This window comes from Vibrio sp. VPAP30, from assembly GCF_001188205.1.
GTDB classification, from domain to species: domain Bacteria; phylum Pseudomonadota; class Gammaproteobacteria; order Enterobacterales; family Vibrionaceae; genus Vibrio; species Vibrio bivalvicida.
This window is the reverse complement of sequence record NZ_LBLS01000028.1, coordinates 207266-227410: the sequence shown is the minus strand read 5'-3', so window position 1 is coordinate 227410 and position 20145 is coordinate 207266. Positions and strand designations below refer to the sequence as shown.

The following is a 20145-nucleotide window of genomic DNA, read 5'->3' as shown; positions in this document are numbered from 1 at the left end:
TGCGATCGATGATGCCGCGGCTTTTGCGCAGCATCCAACCAGCAACCTCCCGGAGCACTCGTCACCGAGTGACCTTGCCTACATACTGTACACGTCCGGCACCACTGGGCAACCTAAAGGCGTGATGCTACAGCACGATGGGGTCGTCAACCGCATCCACTGGATGCAGAAGCAATATCCGCTAACCCAAGCCGACCGCGTGCTTCAAAAAACGCCTTACGTCTTCGATGTCTCGGTATGGGAACTGCTCTGGGCCAACTGGGTTGGTGCAGCCATCGTGATGGCTGAGCCAGATAGCCACAAGGACCCACAGCAACTCTGTCAGGCGATGGTTCAGCATCAGGTTACAACGCTGCACTTCGTACCTTCGATGCTGCAGGTTTTTGGGCAGTATTTAGCAGAGCAAGACCGCTCGCTGCCGGCGTCAGTCCGCTGGGTTTTTGCCAGTGGCGAGGCGCTCTCTGCCACTCATTGTGACTTATTCAAACAAGTACGTCATCCTCAGGCGCAGCTTCACAACCTATACGGTCCAACAGAAGCGTCCATCGATGTGACTTACTATGACTGTCAGAAGCTGAAAGGCACCAGTGTTCCGATTGGTCAGCCTATTGATAATATTCAGCTCTATGTCTTATCTGAACAAGGGAAACCCGTTCCAGTGGGTGCGCCGGGTGAGCTATACCTTGGCGGGGTTGGCGTTGCGAGAGGTTACCTTCATCGTGAGAAGCTAACGCAAGAACGTTTTGTTCCGAACCCTTTTGACACTGATGGGCAAGCTCCGCGTTTATACAAGACTGGTGATCTCGTTCGTTGGCTCCCTGATGGGCACCTTGAGTACTTAGGCCGCAATGATTTCCAAGTGAAAATTCGTGGGTTGCGAATTGAGCTTGGGGAAATAGAACAAAGGCTTGCAGGGCTCGAAGATGTCAAACATGCCGTCGTCACTGTTACTGAGGTTCAGGAACAACCCGCGCTATCTGCTTATATTGTGACTCACAGTAAGAAGGAACTTGATGAGAAAGCCGTGGCTTCAACTTTGTCACAGCATCTACCGAGCTACATGTTGCCGGTAAGCTACACCTATTTGGATAAGCTTCCCGTCACGATCAATGGCAAACTTGATCGCAACGCCCTACCAGCCCCTAACATTCACTCGACACGTGAATATGTCGCGCCCTCCTCGCCACTAGAGCGCACTTTATGTGAGATTTGGCAAGAGGTCCTGGGGTTGGAGCAAGTCAGTGTCGAAGATAACTTTTTCCGACTTGGAGGTACTTCTATCTCGACAGTTAGAGTCAGCTCGTTACTTCAACAACGCTTGGGGACTGAAGTTCCTCTGTCTTTGATCTTCACTGAGAGCACGATAAAAACACTCGCTCAGAGCTTGGTCACTCCAGATATAGAGAGCCTTCACATAGCGCCTTCATTGAACGCAAATAACAATCAATGCATCGTCGAGATCTAATCCCATGCAAGAACTCATAAACCGTATTAAACAAAACAATGCTGCCGTTTGGGTCGAAGAAAATGCACTAAAGGCTGCATTTTCATCTGATAGTGCCGATCTTGAGTTAGTCGCCCAGCTCAAGGCGCATAAAGAGTCATTAATTACTTATCTCACCGATTTAGAGATAACGAGCCAAGATGATTTCTCCCAGTTACACCCAGAGTTGAATTGGCCCCTTTCATACGCTCAAAAAGGGTTGCTTTTTATCGAGCGACTTGAGCAAGGGACAAGTGCATATCACCTCCCTTATCTAGTTAAATTAGAAGAGCACGCAGATATAGCGAAAATTGAAGCCGCTATCAATGAGGTCGCGAACCGACATCTCGTACTGAAATCCATCTATAAAACAACAGAGGAGGGGCTTGACTATCAGATCCCAATCGATCAAACGATAGCAATTAACTCGATTACATGTAAATCCTCAACAGACTGGTACGACGCCATGCGGTATAGCATTCAGCAACCATTCGACTTAGCTGAAGAAATACCTCTAAAGGTGACACGTTACTTCGTCGGTGGAGAAGCGTATTTATTGTTTGTCTGGCATCACATTGCCACTGATGGTTGGTCTACAAATCTATTTGTTAATGAACTATCCACCGTTTATGAATCTAAATTGGATGGCTCAACTCCACAGCTCCCAAAACTGCCTATCCAGTATTCAGATTATGCACGATGGCAGAATGAGAATTTCCATTGTTCGAAAAAAGAGCAGGCCCATTTAGACTACTGGACGCTGAAACTTGCGGAGTTACCTCAACTTGACATGCCTTTAGACTACCAGCGCCCGGCTCATTTCGATTATCGTGGAAATGATTTAACACTAAAACTAAGTCACAACCTTTCCAATGACCTCAGAGAGTTGTCCAGAAACCAAGGAACAACATTATATACTGTCATGTTGAGTGCCTTTTTTGTCACTTTAGGTGCGTTTTGCCACCAAGATGACGTAGTCGTTGGGTCTCCTTCAGAAAATAGAGCACTTCCTGAAACACAGTCACTGATTGGTTTTTTTGCAAACTCTATCGTGATGAGAGCGAGACTAGATCATCAGCACACCGTATCGGAATTGATAGAAAAAATACACCAAACAGTGGCTGAGGCTAAAAAACATCAGAGCTTACCGTTTGATTTGTTGGTTGACTCTCTTGAAATCGCAAGGAATCCAGCGCTCCACCCTATTTTTCAAGTTATGTTTACCTTGCAGCATTTTGGTGAAGACACACAATGCTTACCCTGGGTTCCTGTGCAATTAGATAGTAAGTCAGGTGTCTATTCCCCAGCCAAGTTCGACCTGAGTCTCTATGTAAGCGATAACTCAAATGAGCTGAGTCTAACCTTCAACTATGCTACAAGCCTTTTTGCTTCTCACTGCATAAATCAGATTTCGGAAGTGTATGTGCGGGTATTAGAGCAATTCGTGAAATCACCTAAAAAACGGTTAAAACAGATCGAGTTTCTAGATGCATTAGATAAGAAACAGCTACTGACTATTACCCCAAGTAATGTTGACCTCCAACGCTCAGAAATGACATTGGCTCAGGCTTTTGAACAGCAAGTATTGCTCTCACCTAACAAAACGGCGGTTGTTTTTCAGCAAGAGTCGCTTACATATAGTGAGCTGAATATTCTTTCAAACAAACTCGCTCATGAACTCATTCAAACTTATCAGAGCCGTTATGGCAAGCCGATATCAGCGGGGTCGAGAATAGCAATTTACTTAGATCGGGGAAGTGAAATGTTGATCTCAATACTTGCAGTACTGAAAACTAGTGCGGCATACGTTCCCATATCACCCGAACATCCAAGAGATCGAGTGAAATACCTGATTGACGATTCAGGTGCCTCGATGATTGTTACTGACCAAACTCATTGCTCAATCATCGATGCCATCTGTGGAGAGACAAGTCTATGCCCAGAAGTGGTATTATCAGAGCAATGCCGAGAATCTGGTATTGAAGTCAATCCTGCTCAAAACTGTGCAACCAGTGATTTGGCATACATCATATACACATCTGGCACGACTGGGCGCCCTAAGGGGGTTGCCATTAGCCATCATTCCAGTATGTCACGCAACCTATATATGGCTGAAGAGGGTAAAACTCAGGGTGATACGTACCTATTCAAAACCAATTATATTTTTGATGTCTCGGTATCTGATATTTTTGCTCACCTTCTCGTCGGAGCAACACTAGTCGTTTCACCGACTGATTTTAATATTTTCGATCTGCCCAACATCATTGAGGCATATGGGGTTACTGCTTGTCATCTAGTACCGTCACAGTTCTCCGCTCTATATGCGGCAAACATAACGCTAACGGGCCTAAAAAAACTGTACTTTAGTGGGGAGAACTTAAGCAATGAGCACTTATCTAAGATCGATCTTCAAGCCATTAATACGATTAACTACTATGGACCAACCGAAACTGGTGAAGTAACTCTATACCATCCGCGTAATGGAACTGATGGTAATATAATTGGAAAACCGTTTCCTGGTCATATTGCTTATGTGGTTGCGAAAAATGGAATGTTGGCGCCGGTCAATTCGGTAGGAGAACTTTGGATCAGTGGCCCAGGTGTTGCGTTGGGATACATCAACCTATCTGACTTAACACACGAAAAATTTGCTCCCAATCCATTCCTTTCACTGATCACCAATCCTAATTCACTACACGACCGTTTATATAAAACTGGGGACCTTGTCAAGCGTTTCTCTAATGGAAATTTAGAGTATGCAGGTAGGGCAGATTCTCAGTTAAAGATCCGAGGACAGAGAGTAGAGCTTTCCGAAATAAAACAAGTCTTACTCGACGCCCCACTTATTCGCGATGCCGTAGTGATTTATCAAGAGAGTGAACCAAAGCACCTGGCAGCTTATATGGTTAGTCAGACTGGTGAAGAAATTGATCTTACTTCGATAAAAGCTGCATTAGCAGATAGACTACCTGAGTTTATGCACCCAAATAGCTACACTCAGCTAGACACCCTCCCTCTCACCATCAATGGAAAATTGAATGTTTCAGCGCTGCCTAAAGCTTTATTCGATCAACACTCTACGTATGCCGCACCAAGAAACGAACAAGAACAATCGATTTGTACTATCTGGCAAGAGATCTTAAACCAGGAAAATGTCGGAATAGATGATGATTTTTTTGCTGTCGGAGGCAACTCATTATTGGTGTTTCAAACCATCAAAACGATGCAAAGCAGACTGGGACTTACATACACAGTAAGGGATTTCTATACAAAAAAAACCATACGTGCGCTATATGAAAATGCCTATAAAACACAAAAACTCTCTTGGGAGCAGGAGACTAAGCTCGATCCAAAAGTCGCTCTTTTGCCTGAAGACAAGACTCTCACCTCCCAGAAACATATCCTGTTAACTGGTGCTACTGGGTTCGTTGGCAAGTACTTATTAGTGGAGCTGCTGAAAAGTACAGACGCAGACGTTTTCTGTTTACTCCGAGGTAGTGATGAAGTAAGCGCACTCAGAAGACTGATTCTTGAGCTTGAGGAGTACAACCTTTGGGACGCAAGCTTCAAGCCTCGGATTCATATTGTACTTGGTGATTTGTCGCAGACACTCCTAGGTATTCAGCCCAAACAGTACGATTCCTTGGCGGCTACAATTGGTTCGGTCTATCATGCGGCCGTATTCATGCACCACCTTGCTACATTTGACACCATGAAAGCAACAAATGTCACTGGTACTGCCGAGATACTCCGCTTTTGCTGTACAAGCAGAAACAAAAGACTGGCGGCTTTTTCTACTGTCGGTATATTTAGCCGCACGACACAAAGTGTTGCTAATGAAAACACACCACTAGATATACAGCATCACCAAAATGACGAAGGTTACTGCTCGACAAAATGGATATCAGAGGGACTAATTCAGGAAGCTATCGCTCGAGGCCTAGACTGCAAAATCTTTAGGCTTGGTTTAATTGGTGGTGATCAGAAACATGGAAAAAGTGAGCCTACACAGTGGTTCTCCCAATTGCTCAGAACGTGTCGACTATCGGGTGTTGCCTTCGATGATCAATACATCGACGTTAGTACTCTGCCTGTTGACTATATCGCAAGGTCTTCCGTGTCATTGATGAAGCAAGGTGATGTGAAACAGCGAGTGTTTCACCTAGCAAGTCCACACGAATGGAACTTAAAAGACATTATTTGTAAGTACAACAATCACGCAATCAAAAGTATTGAGCTGATCAGCTTTCAAGGTTTTATCAAACAGTTAAAAGTACAGCTTGAACAAGGAGAATCTATCCCTGTCCCTTATTTCATAAGGCATTACTTTACAATGTCGAATGATGAATTATCCCAAATTACCTTTAAGGGAGGAGCATCAAAAATATGCTCTAAGTTAACTCAAGAGTGTCTAGAAAGCATAGGTATACATGTCCCAACTCTCGATGACAGATTATTTGAAAATTATTTTTATTAGGGTTGATGACTAATGAAAACTCATGAAAACAACAGAAAACTAAGGCTTAAGCATGCTACAACGGATCAGTAATATATTTTCATTATATAAAGGATTACCGAAAGATATCTATTATCTTGCCATTGCTAGATTTATTCTAGGATTAGGCAATTTTATTATACCTTTCATGGTGCTCCTGCTAACTCAAAAACAGGGTTACTCGACCTCGGTGGCTGGTACGTTGGTCATGGTTGTTACTGGTACCTACATGGTTGGTAGCCTCCTTGGAGGCAAACTTTCTGATGCATATGGTCATAAAAATATAATGGTGATTGGTGAGCTGCTTGGGGCTTTAGTCCTTATCGCTTGTGGTTTTTTTGCAGAGCACCATTTGGTTGCACCAGGGCTATTGTTCCTAGGATACTTTTTCATAGGTATCGCAGTACCAGCTAGTAATGCATTAGTTGCCGATCACTCTAATCCTGGAAACCGTGATGCAGTTATGTCGCTAAGCTATCTTGCCTATAATCTCGGTTCAGGGGTTGGTCCGGTGATAGCAGGATATCTTTTCTGGAATCACACAGAGTGGGTTTATTGGGGAAATGGTTTAGCTATTTTCATTGGGATACTGGTTGTGGCTTTCTACGTCAAAGCTAAACCCAATCACATTGAAGATGAACAAGAGGTATCCGAACTAGAAAAGAGTACCGATGGAGGAGTTTGGTCAGTCTTGAAAGAACGCCCTCGCCTTCTTGTTTTTGGGCTTTTATGTACCTTGCTTTGGTTTACTCTTAACCAAATGACCTTAACCAGCCCTCTGTATTACAGCCACACCTTTGACAAAGAGGGTCCAATTCTGTTTGGTCAGGTAATGACTTTTGCTAGTATTTCCGTCGTGCTTATCACTCCCGTTCTAATGAGGCTAACTTCTAAGCACTGCGAACTTAATAGCTTAGGGATGTCAGGAGTTCTCTTTGTAGTCGGGTATGGCTTAGTCGTCTCTTATGCAAACATCCCAATGCAGTTTATTGCGTGGTTTTTTCTTGCCGCCGCCGAAGTTCTGCTCTTAACCAAAGAAGGTATTTACATTGCCAATCAATCTCCTGCTAGTCACCGGGGAAGAATCAGCGGTACTTTGCTCACCATAAGAAATATAGGACTTATGCCAACATATATGTTTATGGGTTCATTTATTGAAGATTTTGGCTACCAAAGTGCATGGATTTTTATTATTGGAGCCTCAACGTTGGCTGCACTATCGTTCTGGTTATTGTATCTTCAGCAAAAACGCGCATCTCATCTAAATAAAATAGAAGCTGTCTGATAATAGTTTTTTTGCTAATTCGCCAAATTAACACATCAAGGTCTTTCTTTTTATATAAGCTAAAGCAAGACCTTGATTGCTTTACTTACCACAATAAGTAAAGCAGGCAGTCCCTTAGGCTACTAGATGCTTTTTTTTTCAAAATTCACTTCACGAATAAGTCTGAACGTAGTGGTACGGTGAATCTGGCCACCTGATTAGAGGTGTTAAGATGCACCTCGTACACAACAGGTGGAACTATGACAAAGCGTACGAGAAGAACTTTCAGTCCAGAATTCAAACTTGAAGCAGCCCAGCTAGTTGTTGACCAAGGTTACTCCGTGGTCGAAGCAGCTAAAGCTATGAATGTGAGCAAATCTGTTATGGACAAGTGGGTAAGGCAGCTTAAACAAGAAAGACAGGGTATTACCCCAAAAGCAGCACCGCTGACGCCAGAACAAATCGAGATCCGAGAGTTTAAAAAGCAGATCTCCGAGCTGGAAGAGCACAACGAAATCATATAAAAGGCGACAGCTCTGTTGATGTCGGACTCACTGAAAAATTCTCGATAATCGAAAGACTCAAACAGAGCTACAGTATTTTCAAACTATGTAGCATATTCGGTGTCCATCGTAGCAGTTACAAATATTGGAAAACGCGGGCAAAAGCCATTCCAGCGCATGAAGTTCAGATAAGAGCGCTCGTCCAAGAGGCTCACAACGCGAGCAATGGTTCAGCAGGCGCTCGAACAATTGCAGGCATCGTTACGAATTCAAGCATGAGCCTGAGTCGATATCGCGCTAGTAAAATAATGAAAATGCTCGGCCTGGTGAGCAAGCAACTGCCAAAGCATAAGTATAGGAAGCAGCCCCTAGAACATGTAGAGATCCCCAATCACTTGGAGAGGCAGTTCGCTGTTACTGCTCCAAATCAAGTATGGGTAGGAGACGTCACTTATGTCTGGGCTGGGAGTCGTTGGGCTAATTTAGCGGTTGTCATCGACTTATTTGATCGAAAACCTGTTGGTTGGGCTATGTCCTTTTCGCCCGATAGTCAGTTGACCGTCAAAGCATTAAAGATGGCTTATGAGTCACTAGGAATGCCTACAGGCGTTATGTTCCATAGCGCTCAAGGAACGCATTACACAAGTCGAAAATACCGTCAGACCCTATAGCGATACCAAATTTAACAGAGTTTATCTCGGAGAGGTAACTGTTGGGATAATAGTCCGATGGAGCGCTTCTTTAGAAGCTCGAAAACAGAATGGGTGCCAGCCAGTGGCTATCGCAGTTTAGATGAAGCTTGGCAGAGCATCGTTGGCTATATCATTAGATACTACAGCCAAATCAGGCCACACCAGTACAACGGTGGTCTGACCCCGAATGAGTCGGAAAGGCTTTACTGGAAAACTTACAAAACTGTGGCCAATTTTAGTTGACCACTACAAGGCTTGCACTTTGAAACCTTTAGCAGCCAACAACTTACTTCCGAATGAGTTCCTTTTTTATTCTTAAATTGACGATGTTTTCGACCTCTCTTGGTTTGATCGTGTAGCAAACAGATATCTAAACTTTCTTTACTAACGTCAATCCCAACATTTACGCTCATATCAACGACTCCACTTGTACATTCAGCATCATTAGTTATACAACTACGCGCTTGGGTACCATCCAGTATTTGAGTAAGTAAAATCAAGGGATAGTCTACAGATCAATGTCGAGCATTATGTGGTCAGCATCCTCACTGACTTTAGAGCTTGGGGATAGCTAATCCCCCAAATCTTCAACCCTGTGTCATGATTTTGTATGTAAATTGTAATATCACGCTCACCATTACAGTCTAATTCGACAACTAACCAATAGATTGCATTAATATACAATTATATTTATGTATACCAATCACTTCCTCAACACAAAAAATAAATAATAATCAGATACTTATAATGCAACATTAAGACAATCAGTCGTTTTTCAATCATAAGTCTCTTTGTCTACTCACGTTTAATCATCGTGACTCCTACGTACACTTCCTTACTTACCTTAGACATACTTGTTAAGTGCAGATTGATATTGTTAGGCATATAAGTCCGACAACAACCAATAGATCTTAACAATGAACATTGCTAGAACTTCTTTCATTTTTATCCTGCCCTTTATAACAATCGCGTGTACCACTAGTAGCAACGGTCATGTCTTCAAATCAGAGTGTGGCTTTTTTGAGCTTTCGGGCAGTAAACCTCTCACATATTCCATTGAAAATGAGAATGTGGTGAGCCTAGATGGTGTCATTTGCTCTGGGTCACTCGACACATTTGTCAGACTTACAGGATCTTATCCAAATCTTCATACGCTCAACATCAATATTATTGAAGGCAGCAGCGACGATGAAACCAATCTAAAACTTTCAAAGCTCATCCATGACATGGGCATCAACACACACTTAAACAAAGACGGCCTAATCGCCAGTGGTGGCGTTGACTTATTTCTCGCAGGCATCCATAGAACTGCCGAAGATGCTCATCCACAAATAGGTGTACATAGCTGGGAAAGCTCCGATGGAACCGATGGAGGGCAAATGCCTAAGTCCGACCCAGTCCATCAAAAATATTTGACTTACTACAACCACATCAATGTCGAACCAGACTTCTACTGGTTTACCCTTGAGGCGGCTCCTGCAAGTAACATTCACTGGATGACACAAAGTGAACTAGCTCAATACCGCGTTATCACCCCATAGACTCTCAGACAAAAGCCCACTCAGGAATATCCCTAGGGCTTAATAGAAAACTTCCGATAGGATTTACAACATGAATAAATACTCTGCTTTACTCGTTTCCCTTCTTGTTAGTGGCGCCACTTTTGCTGATGGATTCGAAGGTGAACTGTCGTATATGGTGGGCTATGGCAAAAGTACCAGTAACTTAAGTACTGAAAACAGTACTAAAACAGGTGAGCTCAATAGCGCAGGCACTTCACACTCTGGCACGCAACAAGGGCCTTTTGGTCAGTTGCGTTACAACTTTGGCGAACAGCAGGTTTTTGTTGGGATGTCTAGGGATGACATCGTCCAAGGCGTTTTTGCTATGGAGCTTGGATACTCTCGTTTGCTGACGGATGATCATGCTATTTCATTTTCTTACTTGCCTACTATAGCTAACGGAAAGGTTTGGCAAGACCCTTACCTAGTAAACAAAGCGCGTAAAGAAACCGACATTTCTGGCAATGCCTATCGTATTACCATCGAGAACGTGCAAGACGCTGGATTAAAAGTTGACCTAGCCTATTACGATCAGAAGTTAGAGCGTGAGTTCTCTGGAAGTAGCTACGCTGTTGACCAAACACTGCTACGTCGAGGCGGTAAGGGGTACAACATAGAGGTTTCTAATGGGATCCCACTTAGCCACGATATTTTACTACAACCATCTCTTGGATATCGACAATTTGAGGCAGACGGTAAAGCCATGGCATATGGCCGCTACAGTGCCGCTCTGACAGCAATGTACATTGATGGTAATCACCTCTTCTCTTTACATGGCGGGCTGTTCAAAGCCGATTATAAAGCCGTTAACCCTGTGTTTAAGAAAAAGCGTGAAGACAAAGGATATGAGGCTACGCTTGCCTATGAATATCAAGGATTTATGGGATGGGACAACTTAGGGTTTAACGCACTCGCCAGCTACAGTCGCTCCGATTCAAACATCACTTTTTACGACGAAAACGACTACATGGTCGGCGTGGGCGTGAGTTACTTTTTCTAAACGCCAAACCACTCAATCAGGGAAAGTCTCGCCGTAGGCTTTCTCTGCTACCAATGATATTATTCAATGAAGTAGTTGATTAGTTTTGTCTCAAAATTGGTAATTTTGCCTACTGACCAAACATTCGGAGGCGTTTCTGCAAGTCTTGCGATGTTGGGTGATATCAATATCGGCGAGCCTAAAGCAAGAATAGGGTTTGCGGGGCGCCGTGTTATAGAGCAAACCGTTCGTGAAAAATTACCCGAAGACTTTCAGCGGAGTGAGTTCCTCTTAGCTCATGGCGCTATAGACATGATTATAGACAGACGTGATATGCGCGAACGAGTTGGTGGATTAATAGCTAAAATGACAAATACAGCTCGGTGAATCCCACAGAGTAAGAGGTTCAAAGCTGTTGGCTAAACAATATCACCAACAGCTTTGGGTTAGTACTCTATTCAGGAGCTTTAAAAGGCATATCCAAATTAAACAGATAGTTTGCCGTAATATACATTGGATCGCTATCTTGCTTTTGTTCACGTTTGGGGTTGGTTTCGAACACCCCTTCCCATGTCATATTTTTATCATCATCACACGTTACTTTACGCGCCATAACTATTTGATTGGGCGGGATAGAGTTACACGCGATTTCCATTTGCGTATAAGCATTGGGCAAAGCAGCATGCTTACCTTTTTTATAGAGCTCATCTACCACATCGACCGATTTATCATCGCTGTATAGAGCATAAACATAACCACCGTATAAAGATGCATACTTCATCGCTATAGTGATTTCTTTTGAAGTCGAAATCCCCCCTATCATTTGTCCGCCGTCTTGGATTTGGATCCCCCCTTTAAAACGAGGCTTGAATCCGACAGAAAAGATGGTTGAAGGGGGACGAGTATCAGCTCTGTAGACTATACGCATACGCTCTTTGTCTCCTGGTTGCAACTGAGTTAAGCGGTGTGAAGGGCCCGTAAAATCTCTTATTTGTAGTACAAAACACACCCAAAAATATGAAACGATATTAATACAGTTAAACTTATTATTCTATGTGTTCTGTTTTATGTACCACTGAACCTATCGCATTACTAACTCAAAACAAACATATGTGATTCTGACTCAGCAACTTTTAGCTACCCAACCAAAATAGCTTTTATAGAAAAATGAGGTTCTTTATTGCAACTATTAGAGAGAAACAGCGAGGTGATTAGCCTACGAAAAACAGCCTTTCATCTATGCTTATAGAAAAACAATAATAAGTGGAACTATGAAAGCTTGTGTTTTTATTGCCTTGTGGATTCTCCCCTTCTCAGCTATCGCCGCGACTTCTGAGCCTCATCAGCTCGACTATTTGTCTATGTTTATGGGGCTTTTTGGTGGCTTAGCCATGTTTCTTTATGGCATGGAAAAGATGTCCGATGCTTTAAAAAGAACTGCGGGTAGTCGCATGAAGCAAGTTCTTGGGACATTAACCAAAACTCGGATAAGTTCAGTTGCAACGGGAGCAGGTTTGACTGCTGTCATTCAATCATCTTCTGTCACGACGGTGTTAGTGGTTGGTTTTGTCAGTGCAGGACTGATGTCATTAAACCAAGCTGTTGGCGTAATTATGGGTGCCAATATCGGTACAACCATTACCGCGCAAATTATAGCCTTTAAAGTAACAAAAGCGGCGATGGCGATGATCGCTGTAGGCTTTGCAATAGAAATGGCGTCTAAACAGCAACAAAACAAAAACTACGGCAATATCATTTTAGGCCTTGGTTTGTTGTTTTTGGGCATGAACCTAATGAGTGAGTCCATGTCACCATTGCGAGTTTTCCAGCCTTTTATTGATTTTATGGCAAGAATGGACAACCCAGTTTTTGCCATTTTATTAGCCGCAACATTTACCGCTTTAGTCCAATCTTCATCGGCGACGACGGGGATCGTGATTGTTCTAGCTAGTCAGGGATTTATTACGCTTGAGTCTGGAATAGCAATGTCGATGGGAGCGAATATAGGGACTTGTGTCACTGCGTTATTAGCTGCCATTGGCAAAAGCATTGAAGCAAAACAGACATCAGCCATTCATCTATTGTTTAACCTCGCTGGTGTTCTGATTTGGCTACCAATGATCAGTTTTATTGCGCTCGCTGCCACCTCAATATCACCTGGCTACTCAGATTTAGATGGTATCGAACGCCTTGCAGCAGAAACACCGCGCCAAATAGCTAATGCTAACACCATGTTTAATGTCGCTAATACGCTCATTATGCTGCCATTTAGCGCCTTTTTTGTCACGATAGTTAAAAAGCTTATTCCCCATCAGGCTTCTGCAAAAGAACAACAAAAAGTCCAACTCAAATACATCAAAAAAGAATACTTATCGACTCCAGATATCGCTCTTGAACAAACTCACTTGGAAATTGGTCGCCTTGGTCGTCGAGTAACCAACATGGTCAACCGACTTCCTCCCTTAGCAAGCCAACCCAAAAATGAAGACGAGAAGCACACCATTAGACAAACCCTAAGAGAGATTGAAAAAGTCGAAGACGAAGTAGATGTGCTGCACGCAAAAATTCTTTCCTACCTTGGAAAGTTACGTCAGTCACCGCTAACACAGCAAGAAAGCAGGCATCAAATTAAATTAGTCAGCATTACTGATCAACTAGAAAGTGTTGCTGATCTCGTCGCCAACAACATGCTGCCGCTCTGTTATAAGACACTAGATGCTAACATTCAAGCTAGTCCAGAGATGCGTGAAACACTTGATCGCACCCATTCTAGAGTTAATCAGGCGCTGCTCGACAGCGTCAATGCGATACGCCGAGAAGATGGCCAATTAGCCGAGAATGTGCTCAATGCTAAAAATGAAATCAATATCCTTCTAGAGTCAATTCTTGAACTCCAAGCGCAAAGGCTCTCTCAAGCAACCGAACAAAGATTAGCTATTTTTCGGATTCAAATGGAATGGGTAGAAGCTTTGAAAAGAATTTACACACTGAGTAAGCGCGTAGCTAAGTTACAGCTACGCAAGTAATAACTATTGTGGCAAACATGCCTAGATTTCAGGTAGAAAGTGGTTACTTAAAGGCCATCGCGCCTTTACCGACACCTTCATAAGCGATGATCTGCAAAGATTGACCATCCTTCAAGCTCGGTTTCACTTCATCGGCAATATAGCAGGCTAACAGCTCAACCGTAGTATCCGTCGGTAGAATTTCTGTTTCACTTTTGCCAATCGCTAGCTCAAACTCTCCTTGCGGAGCGGTGTAACGAAAACCAAAATGGGTCTCGTCTGTGACGCCATTGGCTGTTTCGCTAAGATTAAGTTCAGCAACAAAAACTTGATCTTCTTTGGACCCTAAGTAAATATCTTGCCAGCGTTGTGCAAAAGCCGCTTCTTTTACGCTGTCTCGCTGACCATCCACCAGTATTTCAATCGGAGAACGATGCCCATGCGCTATGCGCTGACAATTGCCATCGTGTTTTTTCAAACCATGAGTATAGTGATAAAACGCACCTGAAATGTTTTCGTGGCGTAGTGTAATGTCTATACCCGTCACATTGCTAGGCAGATTATTGCGTAGAATATGGTATACGTGACTGGTAATGCTCTCGAGAGTAATCTCTTCCGCATCAATCAAGCAATAAGCTTCATTCGGGCAGTGAAGGTGGATACTCTTCTCACCACGCAGAACATCAAGTGTGGAGTAACCCGTTTTACTTGGTTTGTAAACAACGGCTGAGCTTTGTTTTGGTACAAGTAGTCGGTGGTCAACATACTGATCAACAAGCTGTTTGATTTGCTTCTTCACCCTACCGAAATCCAATACCATACTCATTTCATTGAGTTCACCAGACATGGTAACATCTAAAATCCAACTATCTCCCACGACCCCTCTGTGTTCACAGATGTATGAAGAATCGATAACGGTAAGATCTCTTACAAATAGGTTCAAGTTGAACTCCTTACTACATTAATGAGATACGGGAGGCTGATTGTCATTTCAGCAGGCACTTCGTCTCACTATTTAGGGTGAATAAAATGGAGAGGCAGGATGTATCAACGACTTGGTAAAGTCCACCTTTTTTGCGCCTCCTAGAGAAGAAAAGAGCAAACTCTGTTCAATTTCGCTTAAACATAGTCCACGGAAACAAAATTGCCACCATTTGGGTCTAGTCAATAACGAGCTGGATGGCTTGCGTAAAAAGCCCTAGGTGTATTAAACCTAGGGCGATAGGTGTGCGGTGAAAAGGTTTAAATTAGATCCGTTAGCTGAGTTTAAAGTTCGCAACCTGACGTTTCAGATCATCATTGGTATCATTCAGCCTTTCTGCTGCCTGAACGGTTTCTTGCCCGCTATTGACTAACGACTCCACAATATCACGTATCGATAGCATATTGCGGCTCAACTCTTCGGCCACCGTACTTTGTTCTTCAGTAGCTGCCGCGATTTGGGTACTGACATCATCGATCTCTTTAACCGAGTCGCTCATCATAGATAGACTTTGAGATACCTCTGATGTTTTGTCTGCAGTCTCTTGACATTGGTTCTTAGTCGCACTCATTGCAGTTACGACACTTTCTGTGCCGCTAAGAAGTTGGCTGAGCATATCCGAGATTTCCATCGTACTATTCTGAGTTCGGGCTGCTAACGCTCGTACCTCATCTGCTACGACCGCAAACCCTCGACCTTGCTCTCCGGCCCTCGCCGCTTCTATTGCCGCATTTAATGCGAGTAAGTTAGTTTGCTCTGAAATTTCACCAATGACATTAAGCACATTGCTAATTTTATTGGCGTCTTGGTTCATACGCATGATGCTGTTTGACATCTCGTCGACTTCTGACACCAATGCACTCACGGTATCAACAGCATTGTTAACTATTCTTAGTGACGATAGCGCTTCTTTACTCGCTTCTTCAGTAATGCCGTTAGATTGGGTAACGTTCTCTGCCACGTTACGCGCACTCTCACTCATCTCGGTTATTGCTGTGACGACCTGTTCTGTTTCCTGTGAATGTGATAAAAGCTTCGATTCATTATCTCTTGCCGTACAACCGAGTTGATCAACACTAACTGAGATGTGCTCACTGGCATGAGAGATCTGCAGCATCATCTGTTGTAAATTCTCTACAAATTTGTTGAATCCTGCACTTATCTGAGCCAAATCATCTTCACCACTGACCTCTAGCCTCTGGGTCAAATCACCATTGCCTTGAGATAGGTCGAAAACTGCAGACTTGAGTTTTAAAAGCGGTTTGTAAGCAAAATGTAGGATGAAGAATATCGCCCCACAGCTCACCACGAGAAGCATTGCTCCTGTCGCAAAAGACTCGTACATCGCACTGTAGACACCAGCAAGTGCAGAATCCTGATCCACAAACACCATTAACGTCCAGTACATGTCCTGAGATAGATTTACGCGCTCAAAATAACCATCAAACTGAATACCTAAATAAGGGAATGTTAGGTGCCCAGACTGCTCGGAAAAAAACCTCTGTTCCATTTCCTGAAAGTTGGGGCTAATTTGAGAAGGCGTTCGACCAATATCATTTGGGTCGTCACTGGCAAAGAAAACCGCATTCCTATCCGTTAGTGTCGCAGCACCACCTGCAAAGCGCATATTGCTGACCGTTGTGATGACCTCGCCAAGTTGAACATCACCAAGCAGTACGCCAACAAACTGCCCGTCTTGTGTGACTGGCATTGTCACGCTCACTACTTTTTCTTTAGTTACTTGGTCTTGATAAATGTCAGTAAGTTTAACACCACCAGAGCTTTTCGCAGACTTATACCAATCCCTTGTTCTAAAGTCGAACTTTGCCCCATCAATGGACATATAAGTTCGGCCGTCTTCGTAGGTCATGATGACATTTGAAATTGCAGCGCTCTTGGCAAGTAAAACCACCATTTTTTGATTATCTTCGTCACTGAGTGTTGTATTGAAGATCTGTGCCCCTTGCTCAATGGCATTAATCCTAAACTTCATCATCTGCTCGAGTTCCGTGACATGAAAACTGAGTTTGTCTGAAGTTTTTGATACAAGCCCATCAACCATTTTATCTCTCATTGATAGGATATTTAATGTCCCTAGTACAATTAGCGAAACAGCCACCAAAGTACCAACACCTAGATATATTCTTGATTTAAAGCCTAAGTTCATCATAAACCTCACGCATCAACGATCTTACTCGGAATGATGAATGACAATCGGTTACTGTAATTATATTGTGATTCGCGCATTGTTCTCAGCACGTGAAACCAACCTATCACCCAGCCAACGAAAACCAGCGCCACACAATATGCAACTAGGTTATCAATAGTACATCTAGTTGCAATTCCACCAACAATCAATATTTCACCTCACACTTTTATAAATAATCATTCTTATTTACATTTAACTCATTCCCCGCATGAATATATGAGAACTCATAGCGACTTTTCGAACTGTTCATATTGAGGCTCTGCTCAGTGACTATAGTCAGCTATACACGAGTTTTCGTGTTGGCTAGGTAGCGAAAAACACTCTCGCTACTTGTTCCTGATACTAAGTATTTAAATCTTGGAGCAAAAATTATGAGTAACAGCAATAAAATCAACTACGGTCCAAAGCGAACGCCTTGGATCGAACAAGTTCCTGAGTTCGCAATAGGCAAAATAACGCCTCCATCTGCTGACCCAATCGAGGTATACGCAGAGCGAAACTATGATTTCCATTACACTGAGCAGGCTATTAATGGGTTCGACGTTGAACTGCCTCCCACAGGTCAAAACTGCGGTGAACAAAACAGTGTTTACGAACAAATTCAAGCATACGTAGACTCCCAAAAAGAGCGCTTTCTTGGCTATCAGACCGAAGAGAACATAAGTTATAAAAATCGGTTGGCGCCTTTTCTCAATGTCAGTTTGAACAACGTTGGAGATCCCTTTGTCAACGGTAACTATACGATCAACTCGAAATGTGTAGAGCGCTCTGTACTGGATTACTATGCTTCGCTATGGAATGCGCAATGGCCTTCTCAAGGGCCTTACATTGACGAAAATGGAGACTTCCAGAAAGGTGTTGGTGAAAGCTATTGGGGGTATGTGCTAACAATGGGAAGCACAGAAGGTAACTTGTACGGTATGTTGAATGCGCGCGATTACCTCAGTGGTGTCATGCTGCTCGAAGAGGAAATTCGCGCAGAAACCGATGATGGTGATACTATTTCAAACTGCCAAGTGTATGCGCACCACCCCACTCCCCCTAAGCAAACCCCGAATGCCTATACTCCCGTGGCGTTTTTTTCCGAAGACACTCATTACTCCATCGTAAAAGCTATGGCTGTAGAGAAAATCGAAACTTTTGGTGAGCTAGGTAATCGGCTGTTCCCAGGTTGCAACCCTGTGAATCCTGGTCAAGAATGGCCTGCGGAGGTTGAATCCGAAGGGCCAACACCAGAGCTACCTGCGGGCTCAGGAGCCATTGACGTAGACAAGCTTATCAAGTATGTCACATTTTTCGCCGAAAAAGGCTACCCTATTCTACTCGTGCTCAACTGTGGAACGACATTTAAAGGCGCGTACGACAACGTTTCACTGATCACCCAGAGATTAAAACCGATATTAGAGGAAAATGGGCTATGGGAAAGACAGGTTCCCATTGATCCAGATGACCCGAGTTGTGGATGTGAAACACGTAATGGCTACTGGCTTCATATTGATGGCGCCCTTGGAGGAAGCTACGTGCCATTTATAAAAATGGCGAAAGATTGCGATGAGTATCAGTCATTTTTTAGTGAACACAACGGCTATAGTGGACCAGACTTCGACTTCAAAAACCCAATGGTGCACTCAATAGTGACCAGCGGACACAAATTCCCTGGTGCGCCTTGGCCAACAGGTATCTATATGACCAAACAGCAGTATATGGTCTCTCCTCCAGATAACCCTGAATACATTGGTTCGCCGGACACCACATTTGCAGGATCGCGAAATGGCCTATCGCCCATAGTTTTATGGGAGTATTTCGCACGGAACAGCTACAAAGAGCAGATACGGTTAACCATGAAGGCCCAAGAAATGGCTCAGTATGCTCACAAAGAACTCAAAGATGTTGCCGATTACTGGGCTAAGAAAGGCTCACCTTTACCTGAAGGCCTATGGTTACAGCGAACACCTCTTTCACTCTCGCTAATCTTTTGCCAACCAAATGAAGAAATCATTTTCCGCTACTCATTGGCCAAAGAAAGTACCACCGTAACAGTCTGCGATGATGGAAAAGAGGTTGATCAAGTTCGTCACTACGTCCACTTATTTACTATGTGGGATGTGGATAAACAACTCATCGATAGTCTATGTGAAGACTTGAAACAAGATGGGGCATTTGATGCTCGCCTGTTCAAGAAGATCAAACACACTACTGTTCATAAACCACGAGTGAAAAACGCTGTAAGACAAATACAGCTACCACTTAAGGGGCGGTCCTTTCGTTAGAGAACTTGAAACTTTGGAATATTAGAAACAACTTAGCCCACTTTAAGTGGGCTAAGTTTCAACATGCGAAGCAACACAACAATTCGAGTGAGATTGCTAAACTAAGAGTCGAACAGAATGCCTTAATCTACCTGATCTAAACGTCGTATTAATCTAGCTGGCGTTCCACCATATAAGCAATCTGGTGGTACATCATGATTAACGACTGAATTGGCGGCAATCACCGAACGAGCCCCTATCGTCACACCTTGATTGATAACACAATTACCACCAATCCAAGCATCTTCTTCAACGGTAATTGGAAGGCAATATGTTTCCCATTTTCTGCGCTTTATGTAATCCAAAGAGTGTGAAGCGGTATAAAACTGTGTGCTTGGGCCTATTAGCACATTATCACCAATGGTAATTTTCGCTCCATCTAGCATCACAACGTTCATGTTGACAAAAGTGTTGTCACCGATCTCAATCGTTTTGCCAAATTCGCAATGAAAGGGAGACTGCACAACACTCTTACCGATCGCTCCCAATAAAGATTGCTGAAGTTTCTGCCTTTCTATTGGCTCTATTGATTGGTTGAACCTTTTTAAAGTATGTAGAGCTTGATTTCGTAACGTGTCTATTTCTTGGTCGGCGCCGTCAAATATCTGACCCGACATCATTTTTTCTAATTCAGACATAGAGAATACCTAGTAAACGTAACC

At 43.3% G+C, this 20145-nt stretch carries 11 protein-coding genes and 2 pseudogenes; 9 read left to right on the top strand and 4 right to left on the bottom strand.

Features of this window, described 5'->3' with window-relative positions:
• The 7 genes and pseudogenes from ZX61_RS13325 to ZX61_RS13285 form a co-directional block, all read left to right on the top strand.
• On the top strand, positions 1 to 1465 hold a 1465-nt coding region (locus ZX61_RS13325), incomplete at its 5' end, for an amino acid adenylation domain-containing protein (RefSeq protein WP_150115001.1).
• Between the two features lie 4 nt (positions 1466 to 1469).
• Positions 1470 to 5960 carry a non-ribosomal peptide synthetase gene (locus tag ZX61_RS13320; protein ID WP_049845119.1) on the top strand — a complete coding sequence of 1497 codons (4491 nt, stop codon included), beginning with the start codon at positions 1470 to 1472 and terminating at the stop codon, positions 5958 to 5960.
• 52 nt (positions 5961 to 6012) lie between these two features.
• Positions 6013 to 7263, top strand: coding sequence for an MFS transporter (locus ZX61_RS13315; RefSeq protein WP_082173484.1), 1251 nt, complete (start codon positions 6013 to 6015; stop codon positions 7261 to 7263).
• Positions 7264 to 7502: 239 nt separating this feature from the next.
• Positions 7503 to 8680 (top strand): annotated as a pseudogene (locus tag ZX61_RS23750) (IS3 family transposase).
• A 674-nt stretch (positions 8681 to 9354) separates the two neighbouring features.
• Positions 9355 to 9978 carry a hypothetical protein gene (locus ZX61_RS13295; RefSeq protein ID WP_049845114.1) on the top strand — a complete coding sequence of 208 codons (624 nt, stop codon included), beginning with the start codon at positions 9355 to 9357 and terminating at the stop codon, positions 9976 to 9978.
• A 70-nt stretch (positions 9979 to 10048) separates the two neighbouring features.
• Complete coding sequence (locus ZX61_RS13290; protein ID WP_049845113.1) at positions 10049 to 10999, top strand: DUF2860 domain-containing protein; 951 nt, start codon at positions 10049 to 10051, stop codon at positions 10997 to 10999.
• Between the two features lie 111 nt (positions 11000 to 11110).
• Positions 11111 to 11365, top strand: a pseudogene (locus tag ZX61_RS13285) (acetyl-CoA carboxylase, carboxyltransferase subunit beta); the annotation flags it as partial.
• Positions 11366 to 11432: 67 nt separating this feature from the next.
• Here ZX61_RS13285 and ZX61_RS13280 read toward each other — a convergent pair.
• Positions 11433 to 11906 carry a hypothetical protein gene (locus ZX61_RS13280; RefSeq protein WP_049845111.1) on the bottom strand — a complete coding sequence of 158 codons (474 nt, stop codon included), beginning with the start codon at positions 11904 to 11906 and terminating at the stop codon, positions 11433 to 11435.
• Positions 11907 to 12249: 343 nt separating this feature from the next.
• Between ZX61_RS13280 and ZX61_RS13275 the strand changes: the two genes are divergently transcribed.
• Positions 12250 to 14004: a Na/Pi cotransporter family protein gene (locus ZX61_RS13275; RefSeq protein WP_049845110.1), complete on the top strand. Its 1755-nt coding sequence runs from the start codon at positions 12250 to 12252 to the stop codon at positions 14002 to 14004.
• Between the two features lie 43 nt (positions 14005 to 14047).
• Here the strand turns inward: ZX61_RS13275 and ZX61_RS13270 are convergent, their stop codons facing one another.
• Positions 14048 to 14926, bottom strand: a complete 879-nt coding sequence (locus tag ZX61_RS13270) for a 6-pyruvoyl trahydropterin synthase family protein (protein WP_049845109.1) — start codon at positions 14924 to 14926, stop codon at positions 14048 to 14050.
• Positions 14927 to 15239: 313 nt separating this feature from the next.
• Entirely contained in the window at positions 15240 to 17132 is a 1893-nt protein-coding gene (locus ZX61_RS13265; RefSeq protein ID WP_049845108.1) for a methyl-accepting chemotaxis protein, read from the bottom strand.
• Between the two features lie 413 nt (positions 17133 to 17545).
• Between ZX61_RS13265 and ZX61_RS13260 the strand changes: the two genes are divergently transcribed.
• Positions 17546 to 19444, top strand: a complete 1899-nt coding sequence (locus ZX61_RS13260) for a pyridoxal-dependent decarboxylase (RefSeq protein ID WP_049845107.1) — start codon at positions 17546 to 17548, stop codon at positions 19442 to 19444.
• Between the two features lie 122 nt (positions 19445 to 19566).
• Here the strand turns inward: ZX61_RS13260 and ZX61_RS13255 are convergent, their stop codons facing one another.
• Positions 19567 to 20121, bottom strand: a complete 555-nt coding sequence (locus ZX61_RS13255; RefSeq protein WP_049845106.1) for a sugar O-acetyltransferase — start codon at positions 20119 to 20121, stop codon at positions 19567 to 19569.
• Between the last annotated feature and the right edge of the window lie 24 nt (positions 20122 to 20145).

Bases quoted from the DNA above. Each gene is read 5' to 3' on its own strand.
- ZX61_RS13265 (WP_049845108.1), bottom strand. From the start codon at position 17,132: ATGAACTTAGGCTTTAAATCAAGAATATATCTAGGTGTTGGTACTTTG.
- ZX61_RS13275 (WP_049845110.1), top strand. From the start codon at position 12,250: ATGAAAGCTTGTGTTTTTATTGCCTTGTGGATTCTCCCCTTCTCAGCT.
- ZX61_RS13295 (WP_049845114.1), top strand. From the start codon at position 9,355: ATGAACATTGCTAGAACTTCTTTCATTTTTATCCTGCCCTTTATAACA.
- ZX61_RS13290 (WP_049845113.1), top strand. From the start codon at position 10,049: ATGAATAAATACTCTGCTTTACTCGTTTCCCTTCTTGTTAGTGGCGCC.
- ZX61_RS13260 (WP_049845107.1), top strand. From the start codon at position 17,546: ATGAGTAACAGCAATAAAATCAACTACGGTCCAAAGCGAACGCCTTGG.
- ZX61_RS13315 (WP_082173484.1), top strand. From the start codon at position 6,013: ATGCTACAACGGATCAGTAATATATTTTCATTATATAAAGGATTACCG.
- ZX61_RS13255 (WP_049845106.1), bottom strand. From the start codon at position 20,121: ATGTCTGAATTAGAAAAAATGATGTCGGGTCAGATATTTGACGGCGCC.
- ZX61_RS13320 (WP_049845119.1), top strand. From the start codon at position 1,470: ATGCAAGAACTCATAAACCGTATTAAACAAAACAATGCTGCCGTTTGG.
- ZX61_RS13280 (WP_049845111.1), bottom strand. From the start codon at position 11,906: ATGCGTATAGTCTACAGAGCTGATACTCGTCCCCCTTCAACCATCTTT.